The 16,031-nt window shown below is 71.9% G+C and carries 15 protein-coding genes and 1 pseudogene; 11 read left to right on the plus strand and 5 right to left on the minus strand.

Features of this window, described 5'->3' with window-relative positions:
• Positions 1-50: 50 nt before the first annotated feature.
• Positions 51-383, plus strand: coding sequence for a hypothetical protein (locus D7V80_RS26895; RefSeq protein ID WP_147447224.1), 333 nt, complete (start codon positions 51-53; stop codon positions 381-383).
• Here the strand turns inward: D7V80_RS26895 and D7V80_RS26900 are convergent, their stop codons facing one another.
• From D7V80_RS26900 to D7V80_RS26910, 3 genes are all read right to left on the minus strand, one after another.
• Positions 384-1,712, minus strand: coding sequence for a ferritin-like domain-containing protein (locus D7V80_RS26900; protein WP_120590879.1), 1,329 nt, complete (start codon positions 1,710-1,712; stop codon positions 384-386).
• A gap of 121 nt (positions 1,713-1,833) precedes the next feature.
• The gene (locus D7V80_RS26905; RefSeq protein WP_233585746.1) at positions 1,834-2,229 is read right to left on the minus strand and encodes an SDR family oxidoreductase; all 396 of its coding nucleotides are present in this window, start codon (positions 2,227-2,229) and stop codon (positions 1,834-1,836) included.
• 33 nt (positions 2,230-2,262) lie between these two features.
• The gene (locus tag D7V80_RS26910) at positions 2,263-3,048 is read right to left on the minus strand and encodes an SDR family NAD(P)-dependent oxidoreductase (protein WP_120590880.1); all 786 of its coding nucleotides are present in this window, start codon (positions 3,046-3,048) and stop codon (positions 2,263-2,265) included.
• Positions 3,049-3,160: 112 nt separating this feature from the next.
• On the opposite strand from D7V80_RS26910, the gene D7V80_RS26915 reads away from it, so the two are divergent.
• The 3 genes from D7V80_RS26915 (at position 3,161) to udk (ending at position 6,000) form a co-directional block, all read left to right on the plus strand.
• Complete coding sequence (locus D7V80_RS26915; RefSeq protein WP_120590881.1) at positions 3,161-3,613, plus strand: helix-turn-helix domain-containing protein; 453 nt, start codon at positions 3,161-3,163, stop codon at positions 3,611-3,613.
• Between the two features lie 34 nt (positions 3,614-3,647).
• The gene (locus D7V80_RS26920) at positions 3,648-5,294 is read left to right on the plus strand and encodes a DUF692 family multinuclear iron-containing protein (protein WP_120590882.1); all 1,647 of its coding nucleotides are present in this window, start codon (positions 3,648-3,650) and stop codon (positions 5,292-5,294) included.
• A 67-nt stretch (positions 5,295-5,361) separates the two neighbouring features.
• Complete coding sequence (gene udk / locus D7V80_RS26925; protein WP_014396625.1) at positions 5,362-6,000, plus strand: uridine kinase; 639 nt, start codon at positions 5,362-5,364, stop codon at positions 5,998-6,000.
• On the opposite strand, the gene D7V80_RS26930 is transcribed toward udk, so the two are convergent.
• Entirely contained in the window at positions 6,001-7,053 is a 1,053-nt protein-coding gene (locus D7V80_RS26930) for an alpha/beta fold hydrolase (protein WP_233585747.1), read from the minus strand.
• Positions 7,054-7,088: 35 nt separating this feature from the next.
• On the opposite strand from D7V80_RS26930, the gene D7V80_RS26935 reads away from it, so the two are divergent.
• Complete coding sequence (locus D7V80_RS26935) at positions 7,089-8,018, plus strand: hypothetical protein (protein WP_014396627.1); 930 nt, start codon at positions 7,089-7,091, stop codon at positions 8,016-8,018.
• 3 nt (positions 8,019-8,021) lie between these two features.
• Here the strand turns inward: D7V80_RS26935 and D7V80_RS26940 are convergent, their stop codons facing one another.
• The gene (locus D7V80_RS26940) at positions 8,022-10,217 is read right to left on the minus strand and encodes a PQQ-binding-like beta-propeller repeat protein (protein ID WP_120590883.1); all 2,196 of its coding nucleotides are present in this window, start codon (positions 10,215-10,217) and stop codon (positions 8,022-8,024) included.
• Between the two features lie 97 nt (positions 10,218-10,314).
• Here D7V80_RS26940 and D7V80_RS43055 point away from each other — a divergent pair.
• The 6 genes and pseudogenes from D7V80_RS43055 to D7V80_RS26965 form a co-directional block, all read left to right on the plus strand.
• Positions 10,315-10,473 (plus strand): annotated as a pseudogene (locus tag D7V80_RS43055) (winged helix-turn-helix domain-containing protein); the annotation flags it as partial.
• Positions 10,474-11,047: 574 nt separating this feature from the next.
• Positions 11,048-12,610, plus strand: coding sequence for a restriction endonuclease (locus tag D7V80_RS26945; protein ID WP_233585748.1), 1,563 nt, complete (start codon positions 11,048-11,050; stop codon positions 12,608-12,610).
• Between the two features lie 54 nt (positions 12,611-12,664).
• Positions 12,665-13,582: a HEAT repeat domain-containing protein gene (locus D7V80_RS26950; RefSeq protein ID WP_120590884.1), complete on the plus strand. Its 918-nt coding sequence runs from the start codon at positions 12,665-12,667 to the stop codon at positions 13,580-13,582.
• A 3-nt stretch (positions 13,583-13,585) separates the two neighbouring features.
• Positions 13,586-14,188, plus strand: a complete 603-nt coding sequence (locus tag D7V80_RS26955; protein WP_120590885.1) for a hypothetical protein — start codon at positions 13,586-13,588, stop codon at positions 14,186-14,188.
• A gap of 3 nt (positions 14,189-14,191) precedes the next feature.
• Complete coding sequence (locus D7V80_RS26960) at positions 14,192-15,193, plus strand: biotin--[acetyl-CoA-carboxylase] ligase (RefSeq protein WP_120590886.1); 1,002 nt, start codon at positions 14,192-14,194, stop codon at positions 15,191-15,193.
• 12 nt (positions 15,194-15,205) lie between these two features.
• Positions 15,206-15,976, plus strand: coding sequence for a type III pantothenate kinase (locus D7V80_RS26965; RefSeq protein WP_120590887.1), 771 nt, complete (start codon positions 15,206-15,208; stop codon positions 15,974-15,976).
• The last annotated feature ends 55 nt before the right edge of the window (positions 15,977-16,031 follow it).

Raw genomic sequence — 16,031 nt, forward strand, 5'->3', positions numbered from 1 at the left:
GGGTCTGTGGCAGGCAGACCTGTCCGAAACCAGAGGCGGTGGCCTCCTGGATGCGCACGATGCTGGACCGCGTGCACGGCGCGCAGATGCGCGGCGCGGGACAACGGGGCCTGCGCGAGGCCCTGGCGATGGAGGGCGTGCTCATCACCACGCACCTGGAGGTGTGGTCGCGGGCGCTCGAAGGCGTGTGTCCGGACTGCATCGCGGAGGTCGCTCCGGAGACGGACGCGAAGCTCCAGGACCCGGAGGCGATGCATGAGGCGGCGCTGGAGCGCTGGCGCACCTCCGCGCCGGAGCTGGTCAGCGACGCGGTGGAGGCCGCGGTGGACGACACGCTCCAGGCCGCGCGCGAGGCCGCGACCCGGAACAAGCCGCAGGGCTGATCAGGCCCAGAGCTCCTGCTCCAGCGTGTCGAGCAGCGCCAGCGCGACCTCGGGCGTGGGCAGTCCCGCCTCCGTGACGAGCGCTGGGTCGAGCGGCGCCGCGACCTCCGCGCGCAGCAGGGCCACCGCGCGCTTCTGGGCCTCGCGCAGCGCTGCCTGCTCTGGCGCGGACAGCCGTGAGCGCGCCCACCGGTCGATGTCCCACGACAGGCCCGCGTGCCGCGTCTCGTCCTCGGCGATGCGGGCCATGGCCTCACGCACCTCGGCGTCGCGCGCGTGCAGCGCCTGGTGATGGGCCACCAGCGCGCCGTACGTCTCGCGCACGCATCCCTCCACGGCGTTGTCGAGCGCCACGTCGGCCAGCGGTCGCGGCGGCACGGCGGCGACGGCGGGTGGCGGAGGCGTGGCCCCGTAACGGCGCGCGAGCCGTCCCGTCAGCTCCGCGTGCAGGACTTCATCCACGGCGCTCGCGAGCGCCGCGTCCTGGAGGGCTGCCTCCGCGCCGTGCAGGGCCAGCTCCTCACGCAGCCTCAAGAAGGCGTGGATGGACGCGGCCTCCAGGTGCGCCGTCTGTGCGAAGTGCTGTCCCAGCGTGTCCTGGCAGCCTCCCGCAGCCGTGCCCTCCAGTCCCACGGGCCGGCGGCCCACGGCGCAGGTGCCCGTGCCTTTCTCCAGTACATGCTTCTCCACCTCCGTGACGTCGCCGTTGGTGGACACCCGGACCACGTGCTGCGTGAGGTCCGAGCCCTCGCCGCACGCGAAGCCCCTCGTGCCCACGATGTTGTAGCTCCCATCCGGGTTGCGCTTCACCGCTCCCCGCTCCAGATCGCCGCAGGCCAGCTCGTAGCCCGACGCGAAGGCCACGAGCGCCGCGTCCTGCCGGGTCTCCACGTTGCCCAGCAGCGCCTTGAGCTCCTGCAGCGACGTCCAGGTCTTCACCTCGTCGCCGCGCGTCGTCGCCAGGAAGTACTTCGTGCAGAGGAGGGTGCAGGTGGCGAAGAAGCCGTCATGAGGGCGTGCTTCCTCCAACGCGGTCCGACACGCGCCCGGGTCGGTGGCGGTCGCGCACGCCTGTCCCGTGGAGTCCCGGGTCTCGTAGAGCGCCGGGGCCTCGATGTCGTAGCTCGTGATTTGACGCAGCTCGATGGAGTCCGGTGCCGGTTGGGCGCTCAGGTCGTCGATGGCGGGAAGTCTCTGCGGCGAGCACTCGATGGCCGAGTAGCCCCGCAGGTCCGTGTGGCCGGTGCCGCAACCCGCGAGCACCAGCGGCGTCGCGAGCGAGGTCCGCAGCGCGCGAGAGAAGAGGTGCCGCAATCGGTTCGTGTTCATGGACGCCTGCTCCAGTAGGTCGAGGTATCCCGCGAGCAGAGCAACAGCGATGCCATCGCCATGCCCCTCTGGAACCCCCGTCCGGCGAGCGTGTCCACGTGCTCGGAAACCTGAGGCGTCTTCAGAAAGCTGAGGCCCTAGAACGACTCCTTGAACGGCCGCAGGTCCACTTCCTGTGTCCACGCGTCGCGGCGTCCAGGTCGCGGAAGGGCACCTGCCGGTTGTTGCCGGCGTTGAACACGACCAGGTCCACGGGGGCGAAGCCCGCTCCCGGAGCCAGGGCGCGGTCGAACAGCCGCGCGACGTCCGCCTCCCGCGTCGCGTCCGCGACCACCGCCTCGCCACTGCCACCGGAGGTCGTGAGCCCCGCGACCACGCGATCCAACTTCTCCCGCGTGCGCCCCGCGGCGAGCACGTGGTGGCCTTCCGAGGCGAACTTCCGGCACAGGGCCGCGCCCAGGCCCTGTTCAGCGCCGACGCCCACGACGACCGCGGTGGGCTTGAGGGAGGAGGTCATCAGAAGGCTCCGGGGAAGAGGGGACCGGCGGTATCAAATCGCCGGGGGCGCGCGGAACAAGGGCGCACCCAGCGCCGCGCCGTTGACGCCACCGTCAACGAACAGATCCTGCCCGCTCACGTAGGACGCGTCGTCGGAGGCGAGGAAGAGCACCGTCTTCGCGATCTCCTCCGGCCTGCCCATGCGTCCCATGGGAATGGTGGCGGACATGCCGCGCTCCATCTTCGCGAAGGCCTCCGGCGTGGGCGCGTTCTTCTCCCAGATGGGCGTGTTCGTCGCGCCAGGGGACACGACGTTGACGCGGATGCCCTTGGGGGCGAGCTCCGCCGCCAGCACGCTGCCCATCGCCTTCAGCGCGCCCTTGCTCGCGGCATAGGCGGAGTACCCCGGCATCCCCAGCTCGCTGTGCACGGAGCTGGTGAGGATGACCGACGCGCCGGGCTTCAGGTGCGCCGCCGCGGCCTGCACCGTGAAGAACACGCCGGTGACGTTGGTCTGGAGCACCGACGTGAACGCTTCATGCGACGTCTTGCCCACGGGCGTCTGCGCCGCGACCCCCGCGTTGGCGAACACGATGTCCAGCCCGCCAAAGCGCTCCACCGTCGCCGCCACCGCGCGCTCCAGCGCCGCCGGATCCGTGGCGTCCGCCTGCACCGCCAGCACGTTCGCGCCCAGCTCCTTCACCGCCGCGCCCAGCGTCTCCCGGTTGCGTCCGGTGATGGCCACCCGAGCCCCCTCCGCCACGAACAGCCGCGCCGTCGCCAGCCCGATGCCACTGTTACCGCCCGTGATCAGCGCCGTCTTTCCCTTGAGCCGCATCCGACTGCCTCCTGTTTGAGTGGTTTCATGATGAAACCAATTGCCGGATGAATAAAAGGCCCGGTTTCGTTATGCAACCAGTTGTGGGAAGTCCCTCTGGAAGGAGGCGGGGATGAAGCGGACGAGCATGGAGGGGGCGGTGTGCCCGGTGGCCCGGTCCCTGGACGTCATCGGGGACTGGTGGTCGCTGCTCATCGTGCGCGATGCGCAGTACGGCCTGCGCCGCTTCGGCGAGTTCCAGAAGAGCCTGGGCGTGGCGAAGAACATCCTGGCCCAGCGCCTGAAGCACCTGGTGGACCACGGCATCCTCGAAACGCAGCCGGCCTCGGACGGCAGCGCCTGGCAGGAGTACGTGCTGACGGAGAAGGGGCGGAGCCTCTTTCCCATCCTGGTCGCGCTGGGCCAGTGGGGACAGGAGCACTGCTTCGAGTCGGGCGAGCCCCGGACGCGGGTGCTCGACAAGGCGCACGGGCAGCCGGTGAAGCCGCTGGAGGTTCGCGCCGCGGACGGCAGGGTGCTGACGGTCCAGGACGTGCGCCTGGAGCGGCCGGCCACACAAGGCTAGCGCCACCCGGAGCCGGGCTGGTTAGGGTGTGCCCATGACGCGCCCTGCATCGGATTCGTGGTCACTGCCCTGGATGGGGCTGGGGCTGAGCAGCAACCTGAGCGCCTCGGACGTGCCGCATCCGTACCGGCTGCTCGACGCCTCGCCCGGTCTCTTCGACTTCGTGGAGTACAGCGCGCCCATCGCGCTGGAGGAGGCGAGGGCCCAGGCCACGCTCTTCCCGGAGATGTGGCGCCGCCGTGCGGACGTGCCCGTCCTCTTCCATCCCGTGCACCTGAACCTGTGGGGCCCGGAGCTGGAGCCCGCGTCGGCGCTCGCGGAGCTGGATGCGCACGCGCGCGCGGTGGGCAGCCCGTGGGTGGGCAACGACGTGGGCTGGTGGCACGCGGGCGGCCAGCCCTTCCCGGGCTACCTCTACGTCACGCCCCCGTTCAACGAAGCGGGCGTGCGGGACAGCGCGGCGCACGCGCTCCACATCCAGGCGGGCTTGAGCGTCCCGCTGGTGATTGAGAACCCCGCGGTGCTCGCCACGCGCGGCGGCCTGCACGCGCTGGACTTCATGGCGAAGCTGCACGCGCGCACGGGCCTGCCGCTGCTCCTGGACCTGGGCCACCTCTTCAGCCACCAGCTGTCCGCGGGCCTGCCGCTGCGCGCGGGGCTGGATGGGTTCCCGATGGATCAGGTCGTGGAGATCCACATCGCGGGCGGCGTGGTGACGCGCAGGGGAGGGCGGACCTTCTACGTGGATGACCACACGCAGCCCGTGCGCGAGGAGCTGTTCGAGCTGCTGGCGGAGGTGCTCCCGCGCTGCTCGCGCCTGCGCGCCGTCACCTTCGAGGGCGACGGCCATCCGCCGGAGGTGGCGCTCGCGTCGCTGAGGCGGCTGCGCGCGCTCGTCCCGAAGGAGTCCCGCGCCCCCATCGACATCCCCGCGTCGCGTGAGCCCGTGCCCGCGCTGAGCGGGGACAGCCGCCCGTGGACGCTGTTCGACGCGGGCCACGGCGTCACCCCGGCCACGGAGGACGAGGACCCCGAGGGCACGCGCGCGGACCGGGACTTCCGGCTGGCGGTCGTGGCGGAGCAGCTGGACAAGGACTGGCCCCTCACGCGCCTGCTGCTCGCGGCGACGCCGGAGGGGCTGGAGTCCTTCACCCGCTCGCGCGAGTACCGCGGCCTCTTCGACGGGCTGGGCAAGTCCCTGTCCCACGCGTTCGCGTCCTGGGCGCGCAAGCGCGTGATGGCCGCGCCGTCGGACGGCGTGGCCGCCACGCTGTCCCTGGAGATGATGCTGCCCCACGCCTTCCTCCAGGCGCCGCCGGCCCCGGCCCCGGGCCAGGTGGCGCTGGCCGAGGACGTCCGCCTGGGCGCCTTTCCCGCCGACCTGACGGAGCTGGTGTTCGCCGCACGGGCGTTGCGGCGGCATCTCACCGGCCGTGCGTGGGCCTGCGGGTCGCTGGAGGTGTCCGGCCTGGAGGCCCTGGCGCAGGTGGCGGCCCGGCCGGGTCCGGGCCCGTGGCGCTTCGCCATCCGCCGGAAGGGGACGGGCTTCGAGGTCCTGACGCTGCCCCCGGAGGTGGCCTCGGGGCTCCAGGGGCTCGCGGACGGGCCGCTCCCGGTGGAGGCCGTGCCTGCCTGGCTGCTCGCGGAAGGGCAGGCGCGCGGGCTCTTGCGGAGGGCATAAGGGAGGCCACTGTCGGCCGGTCAACGGATCCTTGCGCCCACCTGTCTGGTGGGGTAGTGCCCGCCGCATGTCGTCACCCCTCGTCGTTGGCATCGCGGGCGGCACCGCGTCCGGCAAGACCACGGTGGCCCGCAAGGTGCGTGAGGCTCTCGCCGACTGCCGGGTCGCCTTCATTGATCAGGATTCGTACTACCGGGACCTGAAGGACATGTCCCTCGAAGAGCGGCGGGAGGTGAACTTCGACCACCCCGACGCGTTCGACACGGAGCTGCTGGTCAGCCACCTGCGCGCGCTCAAGCAGGGCCAGGCCATCCAGAAGCCCGTCTACGACTTCGTTACGTCCGGCCGTCAGCCGCACACGCAACGCGTGGACCCCGGAGACATCGTCCTCATCGAGGGCATCCTCGTGCTGCACATGAAGGAAGTGCGCGACGAGATGGACGTGAAGATCTACGTCGACGCGGACGACGACCTGCGCATCCTTCGCCGCCTCACCCGCGACATCAAGGACCGCGGCCGCGACTTCGACCACGTGGTGGGCCAGTACCTGCGCCACGTGCGCCCCATGCACATGGGCTTCGTGGAGCCGTCCAAGCACCACGCGGACATCATCATCCCGCACGGCGGCAACAACGACATCGCCATCGGGATGCTGGTGGGCGCGCTCCGGGCGCGGCTCGCCACGCAGCACCAGTCGCAGCGTTAGCTAGCCGCGCAGCCAGCGCAGGAAGTCCTGCACCGGCCCCTTCAGCCGGTGCGCGTCCGACAGCAGGGTTCCGTGGTCCCCCGGCCCCTGTAGCTCCACGAACCGCGCCTGCACCCCCGCCGCCGTCAGCTGGTGGTAGGTGTCCCGCACGCGGCCCGCCGGAGCCAGCGCGTCCGTCGCGCCCGCGAGCAGCAGCACCCGCGCGCGGATCTTCGAGAACGTCTCCGTCAGGTCGCAGCCCGCGTACGCGGAGCAGAGCATCGACCACGCGACCGGATCGAACGTGTCCGCGAACGACGCGGCCTCCGCCTCCAGCGCCGCCTGCGCCGCCGCGCTGTCCGGATACGCGCTGCCCAGGTGGTCGCGTCCGTAGAGCAGCTTGAGGTAGTCCAGGCGCAGCCGCGCCAGCGTCCGGTTCGGGGCGCGCTCGCGCAGGGGCGGGGTGTCCTCGTTGTCGGGCGCCATGCGCAGCACCTGCGACGTGAGGCCCAGCTTCTCGCGCAGCCCCTCCGGCAGCGCCCGCGCCGCGCCCAGCACCACCACGCCGTCCGCCAGCTCCGGGAACAGCGCCGCCAGCCGCAGCGCCACCAGCCCGCCCAGGCCAATCCCCACCACCGCCCGCACGCGCGTGAGCCCCAGGGCCCGCAGCAGCGCGGACACGCCGCGCGCCATGTCCAGCACGGTGAGCGGCGGCAGCGCCGTGCCCCACGGCCTCCCGCTGTGCGGATCCGGCGTCAGCGGCGACGTGGAGCCAAACGGGCTGCCCAGCAGGTTGGGCACGATGACCGGCGTCACGTCCGGATCCAGCGCCTTGCCCGGGCCGATCAGCTCCCGCCCCCAGCCCGAAGGTTGGTACGCACCGTTCACTTCCGTGCTCAAGGCCTGATGGGAATGGGACAGGTCGTGCAGCACCACCACCGCTTTGCCATCTGACGGTTTCCCATAGGCCTGCCAGGCAATCTGGGGGCTTCCCAGCAGGTCCCCTTCCTCCAGCGGAAGGGGCACGGTGAACAGTTGGATTCCCTCGGCCTGGGGCACGATGATGGGGCTCATATCATTGCCTGCCCGTACGCACAGGAGCCTGTCGCTTGAAGCGCTACTTCGGAATCATCGTTGTCATCGCCCTGGTGATCGTCGCCGCGGTGGCGAGTCACCGCACCGCCTCCGCGCGGGCCACCGAGGCGGAGCGGGACGCGGACTTCCGCCGCATCCAGTCCGTCTACATGGAGCGCGTGGGCTGGATGCGCTCCAACCCGGATGAGGCTTCCTACAAGGACGAGCTGAAGTCCTTCTTCAAGGCGTACTTCGACGACGTCGAAGCGCACCTGGACCGCTTCGGAGGAAACAAGAAGTTCGACAGCTACCTGGCGGAGCTGGAGCAGCGCGCGGAGTCGGGCGGTGAGAAGAAGGACAACCGCGCGACGGATCGCAAGGCCTTCTACGAGTACGCGCGCAAGCAGTTCGACGCCCTGCACGAGGGCCGCTACCGGCCGGTGCTGAGCGCCACGGACAAGGGCATGCGCCTGGACGTGGTGTCCAACGACGTGGTGATGGTGATGGGCAAGCCGCAGATCCGCCTGCAGCTGGTGCTCTGGGGCGCGCAGCGCGTGGAGAAGGACGAGGGCAAGGTGAAGAAGATGGTCACCAGCGCCGCGTTCGACACGGTGTGGAAGCTCACCGACGCGAAGGGCAAGCTGCTGGGCGAGATGCGCGGCGGCGACCCGTCGATGAAGATCGACTACCCCGAGCGCCTCATCGCCGGGTTCCCCCCGCAGATGCTGCTGGGCCACTACGACCTGGACCTGCTGCCCGCGGAGGTGGCGAAGCTGGAGATGACCATCAACGTCGCGTCGCACGCGGCGTCCGGTGGCAACGCCAACGCCACCTACGCGTGGAAGCTGGACGTGCCGTCCGAGTGGAAGCTGGGCGCCAACGAGACGTGGGAAGGCGCCACGCAGGAGGAGCGGCCGGAGGAGGAGATCGACCCGGCCAAGGCCTCCGCCAAGAAGGGCGAGTAGGGCTCACTTCACGACGGCGAAGTGCGACCCCAGCCGGTACGCGGACAGCGTGCCGGCGTCGTCCAGGAAGTACAGGTTGAGGCGCACGTCGGCCTGGAGCGCGACGAGCCCCACCCCCGCGCTCACCTCCGCGAGCACCTGACCGCCGCGAGGATCCACCGCGCGCACCACCTCTCCCGCGATGAGCGTCACGTCGCGGGCGGTGCGCGCCGGCAGCGCGGTGATCAGCGGCTCACCGGCCGCTCCCACCCGCCAGTCCACCTGTCCGTTCAGCGCCACGCGAGCGGCGGCACCGGACGCGCTCGTCACCACCACCGCGCGCGGCAGCGGCGCCAGTGCATAGGGCCCGGGCCCCAGGTGCAGCGCGCGCTCCCAGACCTTGCGTCCGCGCGCGTCCAGGCACACCAGGAACCCGTCCTGCTCACGCATCCCGGCCAGGAGCACCCGCTGGCCCACCGGCAGCGGCGTGGAGGGCAGGAGGAGGTCCGGCTCGAACGTCCACTGCGCCTCGCCGGTGTGCGCGTCCGCCAGCAGCAGCGCGTGATGCGAGCCGCGCCCCAGCAGCGCCAGGAAGCGCCGGCCCCACGCCACCGGAGCCCCATGGAAGGGCAGGGGCGAGCGCAGCCGGTAGCGCACCTGACCGTCCTCCAGGTCCAGGCCGTACAGGTAGCCCGAGTCCGTGGACAAGAGCGCCCGGTGTCCCTGCGTGGCCATCCACCCGCGCTGCGTGCGCGGCGGGGCCAGGCGCCACACCTCGCGGCCCGTGGCCTCCGCGAAGGCCACCGCCGTGCGGTCCTCCGACAGCGTCAAGAGCAGCCCGTCCTGGCGCAAGAGCAGCGGCCCCAGCGGGATGCCGTCATGATCATGCAGCCACCGCGCGCCCGAGCCCCGGCCGGTGAAGCCGTACACGCGCGTGTCGTCCGCCGCCACCGCGTGGCCATCCGCGGACGCCGCCACGCCCAGCGACGCGGCCCGCCGCCACAAGAGCGCGCCGTCCTTGCGCGAGAACGCGCCCGCCAGCCCCGGTGCGCAGTACACCGGCCCGTGCCGGCCCAGGAGCAGCCGCGCCTCCTCCGGCTCCTCCAGGCCGCGCTGCTCCCAGAGCTTCTCGAAGCGCAGCCGTCGCAGCTTCCCGGGCACCTTCAGCGGACGGGACTCGCCGCGCGCCGGGGGACTCCTTCGCTCGCGCGCTTCACCTTCCGCCTCGGGCGGCTTGTGGGCGCCTCGCAGGTGCGACAGGCCCTCGCGGCAGCGCTCCGCCAGCTCCACGAGGTACGGGTTGGAGACCTGGACCCGGTGCGCCTCCGCGAACGCCAGTCCCAGCGCCTCCCCCAGATGGAAGAGGGCGGACAGCAGCGCCTTGGGCTCCAGCTCGAACCACGTGCCGGTGGGCCCCAGCTTCGCCCGCCGTCCGGGCAGGTCCAGCGTCAGGCGGGGGCGCACGCCCGCGGGCTCGAACTCGAAGCGGGCCTCGCCCAGCTCCACGGCCCGCGCCAGCTCCACGGCCTGCCGGGACAGCTCCAGCACCGTGAGGAATGGCGGCCCCGGCGCACGCCACGCCTGCGGACGTCCCGGCAGCGCCAGCCACACCTCGCCCGCGCCCAGGAGCGGCGCCAGCGCCCCGGAGGTGCCCTTCGACGGCGCCTCGCGCGAGGCGGGGGAGATGTCCTTCAGCTCGAAGCCGAACCCCGGCACGGAGACGGGTTCAATCCGCAGCGGGGTGGGGGGAACGGGCTTTTCTTCCGCATGCGGGGCGGCCTTGCCCAGGCCCTGGAGCGCCTCGCCCAGCTTCCGGGCGGCCGTGGCCGACAGGGCCTTGGGCGCGAGCTTCGTCACGTCCTGGAGGAATCTCTGGCCACTCTGGCGGGTGGCCTTCGTCAGCTCCTCGGCGTCCACCCGGATGGGCGGGCGCAACAGGTGGGCGGGCCGGGCGAGGCTCGCCACCGACAGCTCGATGTCCGGTCCGACGCGCCGCAACACCAGCTCCAGGTGCGCCTCCGTCAGGGACACCTGCGCCAGCCGCCGCTTCCCCGCGTGCAGGGCCGCCACCGCCTCCACCAGGGCGGGGACGACCTCCGCCAGGGGCTCCTCCACCGCCCCGGACAGCAGGTTCACGCCGTCCAGCTCCAGCGCGATGGAATCGAGCGGGGAGGCTGACGGTTCGCGCTTCCAATGGTGTCCGATGCGAAGACGGGTCATTGACGTTCGTTGACAAGCCAGTTTAGCGGTGGCTAGCATCCGCCGCCCATACGGACCTACATTTTTGTAACCGTTCGGAATTCTTGGGGAATACTCGATGACATTTTACGAGGCCGCGCTCCGTGTACTGGAGAGCGAAGGTCGCCCCCTGCATTTCCTTGAGATCACGGAGAAGTCCATCCAGCTGAGCCTGCTGTCCCACATTGGTAAGACGCCGGAAGTGACGATGCTGTCGCGACTGGCCGCCATGGCGCGACGGACGCGGGATCGCAAGGTGATTGTCACGGCGAAGGATACCTTCGCTTTGACGGACTGGTCGCTCTCCGAGGACGTCGAGGCACTTGCACAGACGGGCGTGATGGAGCCGCATCCGGAGGAGGAGTTGCCTCCGCTGCGGCCGGTGGAGCGTCACCCGGAGCCCCGCACGGACAACGTCCGTGCGTCGGGTCGTGGCACGGAGCGCAAGCGCCGCCGTGACGAGGGCGACGAGGAGCGTGCGGGTCGCCGCAAGCGCTTCCCGCCGCTGCCGGAGGTGGTGTTCGAGATCCTCAGCGAGGCGGAAGCCGGGCTGCGCACGGATCAGCTCATCGAGCGCGCCAAGGCCAAGGAGCTGTGCGCGGAGGAGACCACGGTGGAGGCGGTGCTCACCGCCCTGCTGGAGGACAACCAGCGCCGCATCGACGCGGGCCGCCGGCCCCAGTACGCCTTCAACCAGGAGACCGGCGAGGTGTCCCTGGAGCGCGCGGGCGCGCCGAGCGAGGCGCCGCCCCTGGAGCTCCAGGCCGCCTTCGCGCAGGCCCTGGGCATCCCGCTGGAGGGGGGGCCGCCCGGTGCTGGGCAAGCCCGCCGCCGCCGGGGAGCCCCTGGTGGACGAGGCCCTCATCACCACCGCGCGCACGGCCCTCAAGGACGCGCGCCGGGCGGTGGCTCGCGGGCTGCGCAAGCGCCTGGGCGACGCGGACGTGGGCACCTTCGAGAAGTCCGTGGTGAAGATGATGCACGGGCTGGGCTTCCGCGAGCTGAAGGTCGCCAAGCGCTCCAAGGAAGGCCCCCTGCTCACCGCGCGCAAGCGCGAGGGCAGCGTGGAGCTGCGCTACGCGGTCCGCATGCTCAAGGGCATGCCGGGCATCGACCGCAAGACGGTGCAGGAACTGCGGCGCGACCTGGGCCACTACTCGGCGCAGGTGGGCCTGCTGGTGAGCGCGGGTGAAGTGCGCGGCGACGCGCGCTCGGAAGCGCAGGCCAATGGCTCGCTGGTGATGCTGTGGTGCGGTGACGCCCTGGGTGAGAAGTTCCTGGAGGCGAAGACCGCCGTCACCGTCACCCAGGTGGAGCTGTACGACATCGACGAGCGCTTCTTCGAGGCCGCGAAGCTGGACGCCGAGGAGGCCCAGCGCCGCCGCGAGGAGCGCAAGAGCGAGAAGCAGGCCCGCGAGGAGGGCGGTGGCGAGGTCGATGTCGCCGCCACCACCGAGAAGCCGGAGCGCGCGGAGCGTCCCGAGCGGGGCGACCGTCAGGAGCGCTCCGAGCGCCGCCGCGACCGTCAGCGCGAACGCGCCGAGGCCCGCGACGCTGCCAGGGCCGGTGCCGAGGGCGCCGAGGCCAAGGACTCGCCGGTGGCCCCCGCGCCGCCGGCCGCCGCCGGGTTCACGCCCGCGTCGGAGGAGGACGAGTCCGAGGAGGGCGACGACGAGGGTGAGGACGAGGACCTGGAGGCCGCCAGCGCCTTCGTGGGTGGAGCCAAGGAGGGCGCCGAGGCCGGTGCCGCCGAAGGCAGCGCCTCCGACCGCAAGCGCCGCCGCCGCCGCCGCCGGGGCCGTCGCGGCCGTGGCTCGCGCGGAGCGGAGGGCACGCCCGCGGGTGAAGCCGGCGCTCCCGCAGGTGAGGCCGCCAGCGCAGGTGAGGCCGGTGCCACCACGGTGGCCGCTGTCGCCGCCGGTGAGGGCACGGAGTCCTCGGGGGGCATCGCGGCCGACACCGCCACGGTGGGTGCGTCCGGTGAGGGCGTGGAGTCCTCCGGTGGCATCGCCGCGCCGTCTCCGGGTGGCAGCGTCACCGGCGAGACGGTCGCGCTCGCGGGTGAGTCCCTGCCCGTGACGACGGAGGCCAGCCCCGCGAACGGGGAGACCGCCGCCGTGCCGCCCGCCGTGGGCAACGCCTGGCAGGCGGGCGAAGCGGTGCAGGCCTCGCCGGAGTCCGACGAGGCCGCGCGGGCCCGGGCCGAAGCCGCGTCCGACGCGGTGACCCCGGTCGCCGCGCAGGCGCTGCCTCCGGAAGAGGCTCCCGCCGAAGAGTCCTCGCAGCCCGCGGAAGTCCGCGAGGCCCGCGAGGTACACGAGGCGCCGGTGTCCCCTGGGACGGACGGTTCGTCCGAGGGCAACAAGGAAGGCTGATCCCCCGCACGGAATCGGGTGCGGTGGACGCGGGAGTGTTAGCCTGTGGGGGCCATGAAGCCGGCCCTGCTGCTAACCTCCTGCGTGCTGTTCTTCGGGGCCTGCCGCTCGCAGGCCCCGCGCTATCCGGTGGCGCCGGTGGAGCTCTCCGGGACCACCCTGCGGGACAACGCCCTCCTGGGTTTCGGCCCGGAAGGCGTGCGGGACCTGTTCGATGACGCGCTGGAGTCCTCCGGCCGCTTCGTGGTGGTGGCCGACGAGTCCCCCAAGAAGGCCCGCCCCTGGAGGCTGTCGCTGGAGGTGCCCTTCACCCGCGAGGTGCTGAAGGACGGCAACCCGCACAGCTACGCGGAGGTGGGCGCCAACCTGTCCCTGGAGCGCTTTGGCGGCAACATGCCCCAGCGCTACGAGGTCGTGGGCCTGGGCGAGGCGGCGGTGGAGGTGGACTCGGCGGAGGGGCGGCGGGCCGCGATGCGCAGCGCGCTGGAGAGCGTGCTGCGGCAGGTGACGGAGTCCGCGGTGCTGCAGCTCGCCGCGTTGGAGCGCGCGGACGAGGCGCTGGTGGCGGACCTCCAGGCCTCCGACTCGCGCATCCGTGAGTTCGCCCTGCGCACGCTGGCCGAGCGAAAGCACCCGGCCGCCGCGCCGCTCCTGATTGAGCGCCTCAAGGACACCAGCGACGCGGAGCAGGTGCGCCGCACCATCGGCGCGCTGGCGGAGATGAAGGCCAAGAGCGCGGTGCCGGCGCTCATCGACCTGGCGCGCGGCCGGGACTCGGGCTTCCTGCAGGAGATCGTCTTCGCGGTGGGCGAGATTGGCGGCCCGGAGGCGGAGGCGTACCTGTACACGGTGGCCCAGGGCCACGACACGCCGTCGGTCCAGGCCGCCGCGCAGCAGGCGCTGGACACGCTCTACGCATCACGCAACCACGCAACCGCGGAGGCGCGTGGCCAGAGCCACGCGGACCCCTAGCGCATGATGAAGCAATCGCTGTCGATGGTGGGGGGCCTGGCCCTCCTGGCCTCCACGCTCGTGGGTTCCGGCTGCGCGAAGCGCGTCGAGTCGGACACGCGCCCCTCGCCCGAGTCCATTGCCCAGTACTACCCGCTGGCCGTGGGCAACGCGTGGACGTACCGGATTGACGGGCGCGACGACAAACCCGTCACGGTGGAGATCGTCAAGGAGCAGGACGGCTACTTCGTGGACAACCAGGGCGGCCAGCTCACGGTGGACGCCTTCGGCCTGCGCGACCCCAAGCGCTACCTGCTGCGCGGCCCGCTGGAGGCCGGGCGCGGCTGGAACAACGTCGTGTCCGTGTCCTCCACGGAGCGCTACCAACTGGTGCAGGTGGGCTTCGCCTGCAAGGTGCCCGCGGGCTCGTTCCCCAACTGCGTGAGCGTGGAGGGGCGCAACAAGGTGGATGGGCAGACCACGCTCGTCAACACGATGACCTTCGCCGCGGGCGTGGGCCTGGTCCGCGTGGACGTGGCCACGGAGCACGAGGGCAAGCGCGTGCCGCAGACGGAGCTGGAGCTCATCTCCTACAAGGCGGATGCCGCCGCGCCCGCTCCCAACTGAAGCGTGGAGACGACGAACGAGCTCACGCAGGACGCGCGCATCCTGAACTTCCTCGCGGAAGGCGGGGAGGGCTTCATCTCCGGTGAGGCGCTGTCCAACCGGCTGGGCCTGTCGCGCACGGCGGTGTGGAAGCACGTGGAGGCCCTGCGGCTGAAGGGCTACCGCATCGAAGCCGTGCCCGCGAAGGGCTACCGGCTGATGGGCAGGCCGGACAGGCTCTTCGCGCTGGAGGTCCACCCGCTGCTCGCCACGCGCGCGGTGGGCCGCGTGCTGCACCACCACGACACCATCGGCTCCACCAACGCGGCGGCCTTCCGGCTGGCCCAGGACGGCGCCGTGCACGGCACGGTGGTGGTGGCCGAGCAGCAGACGGCGGGGAAGGGGCGCCGGGGCCGCGCCTGGGTGTCGCCGCCGAACCTCAACCTGTACTTCTCCGCCATCCTGCGCCCGGAGCTGCCCCCGCAGCGCGCGCCGGAGCTCACGCTGGTGGCCGCCGTGGCCCTGGCGGAGACGCTGCGCGACGCGGGCGCGGACGCCGCCATCAAGTGGCCCAACGACGTCCAGATTTCCGGCAGGAAGGTGGCCGGCATCCTCACGGAGCTGTCCGCCGAACCCGAGCGCGTGCACTTCGTCATCGTGGGCGTGGGGGTGAACCTCAACGCGGGCGAGGAGCACTTCCCCGACGAGCTGCGCGCCACGGCCACGTCGCTCGCCCTGGCGCTGGGGCGGCCTGCGGCGCGCGCGCCCTTCGCCGCGGCCCTGTGGAACCGGCTGGAGACCTGGCTGGACACGTACCTGGCCACCGGCTTCGACGCGGTGCGCACCCGCTGGAAGGCGCTCTCCAGCACCCTGGGGGTCCAGGTCCGGGTGCGGACGGACCGGGGGGACTGGGAGGGGTTCGCGGAGGACATCGACCCCACGGGCGCCCTGATGGTGCGCACGGCGGACGGCCGCGTGGAGCGCGTGCTGGCGGGGGACGTGGAGCAGCTGCGTCCCCAGCGCTAGAGTGCGCCCCTGATGCTCCTGGCCATCGACGTCGGCAACACCAACACCGTCCTGGGCGTGTACGAGGGCCGGCGGCTCCTGGACCACTGGCGCCTGGAGACGAGCGCGCGCCGGAGCGCGGACGAGTACGGCATCCTCGTGCGCCAGCTCTTCGCGTGGAGCGGCATCGACGCGAACCTGGTGAAGGCCGTGGCGGTGTCCAGCGTGGTGCCGCCGCTCCAGTTCATCCTGGAGAAGATGAGCGAGCGCTACTTCAAGATGCGCCCCATGTTCGTGGGTCCGGGCGTGAAGACGGGCATGCCCATCCTCTACGACAACCCGCGCGAGGTGGGCGCGGACCGCATCGTCAACGCCGTCGCCGCCTACGAGAAGCACCGCCGCGGCCTCATCGTGGTGGACTTCGGCACCGCGACGACGCTGGACGCGGTGACGCCCAAGGGCGAGTACCTGGGCGGCGCCATCTGCCCCGGCATCAACATCTCCATGGAGGCTCTGTTCCAGAACGCCTCCAAGCTGCCCCGCGTCGAGTTCGCGCGCCCGCCGCACGTGGTGGGCCGCAACACCGTGCACTCCATGCAGGCCGGCCTGGTCCACGGCTACGTGAGCATGGTGGACGGCATGTGCGCGCGGATGGAGGCGGAGATGGGCTTCTCCGCGAAAGTGGTGGCCACCGGGGGCCTGGCCCCGCTGGTGGCCAGTGAATCGAAGGCCATCCAGGAGGTGGATGAGTTCCTCACCCTGGAGGGGCTGCGCATCATCTACGGAAGGAATCACGCGACATGAGCACCGCCGCCGACCCCAGCATGTCCGCCGGATTGAGCGGCACCAGGGACTTGGC

This window comes from Corallococcus sp. CA054B, from assembly GCF_003611625.1.
Lineage (GTDB): Bacteria > Myxococcota > Myxococcia > Myxococcales > Myxococcaceae > Corallococcus > Corallococcus coralloides.

Excerpts from the sequence above, each read along its gene's own strand:
- D7V80_RS26895 (WP_147447224.1), top strand. The coding sequence starts at position 51 with ATGCGCACGATGCTGGACCGCGTGCACGGCGCGCAGATGCGCGGCGCG.
- D7V80_RS26900 (WP_120590879.1), bottom strand. The coding sequence starts at position 1,712 with ATGAACACGAACCGATTGCGGCACCTCTTCTCTCGCGCGCTGCGGACC.
- D7V80_RS26905 (WP_233585746.1), bottom strand. The coding sequence starts at position 2,229 with ATGACCTCCTCCCTCAAGCCCACCGCGGTCGTCGTGGGCGTCGGCGCT.
- D7V80_RS26910 (WP_120590880.1), bottom strand. The coding sequence starts at position 3,048 with ATGCGGCTCAAGGGAAAGACGGCGCTGATCACGGGCGGTAACAGTGGC.
- D7V80_RS26915 (WP_120590881.1), top strand. The coding sequence starts at position 3,161 with ATGAAGCGGACGAGCATGGAGGGGGCGGTGTGCCCGGTGGCCCGGTCC.
- D7V80_RS26920 (WP_120590882.1), top strand. The coding sequence starts at position 3,648 with ATGACGCGCCCTGCATCGGATTCGTGGTCACTGCCCTGGATGGGGCTG.
- udk (WP_014396625.1), top strand. The coding sequence starts at position 5,362 with ATGTCGTCACCCCTCGTCGTTGGCATCGCGGGCGGCACCGCGTCCGGC.
- D7V80_RS26930 (WP_233585747.1), bottom strand. The coding sequence starts at position 7,053 with ATGAGCCCCATCATCGTGCCCCAGGCCGAGGGAATCCAACTGTTCACC.
- D7V80_RS26940 (WP_120590883.1), bottom strand. The coding sequence starts at position 10,217 with ATGACCCGTCTTCGCATCGGACACCATTGGAAGCGCGAACCGTCAGCC.
- D7V80_RS26950 (WP_120590884.1), top strand. The coding sequence starts at position 12,665 with ATGAAGCCGGCCCTGCTGCTAACCTCCTGCGTGCTGTTCTTCGGGGCC.
- D7V80_RS26955 (WP_120590885.1), top strand. The coding sequence starts at position 13,586 with ATGATGAAGCAATCGCTGTCGATGGTGGGGGGCCTGGCCCTCCTGGCC.
- D7V80_RS26965 (WP_120590887.1), top strand. The coding sequence starts at position 15,206 with ATGCTCCTGGCCATCGACGTCGGCAACACCAACACCGTCCTGGGCGTG.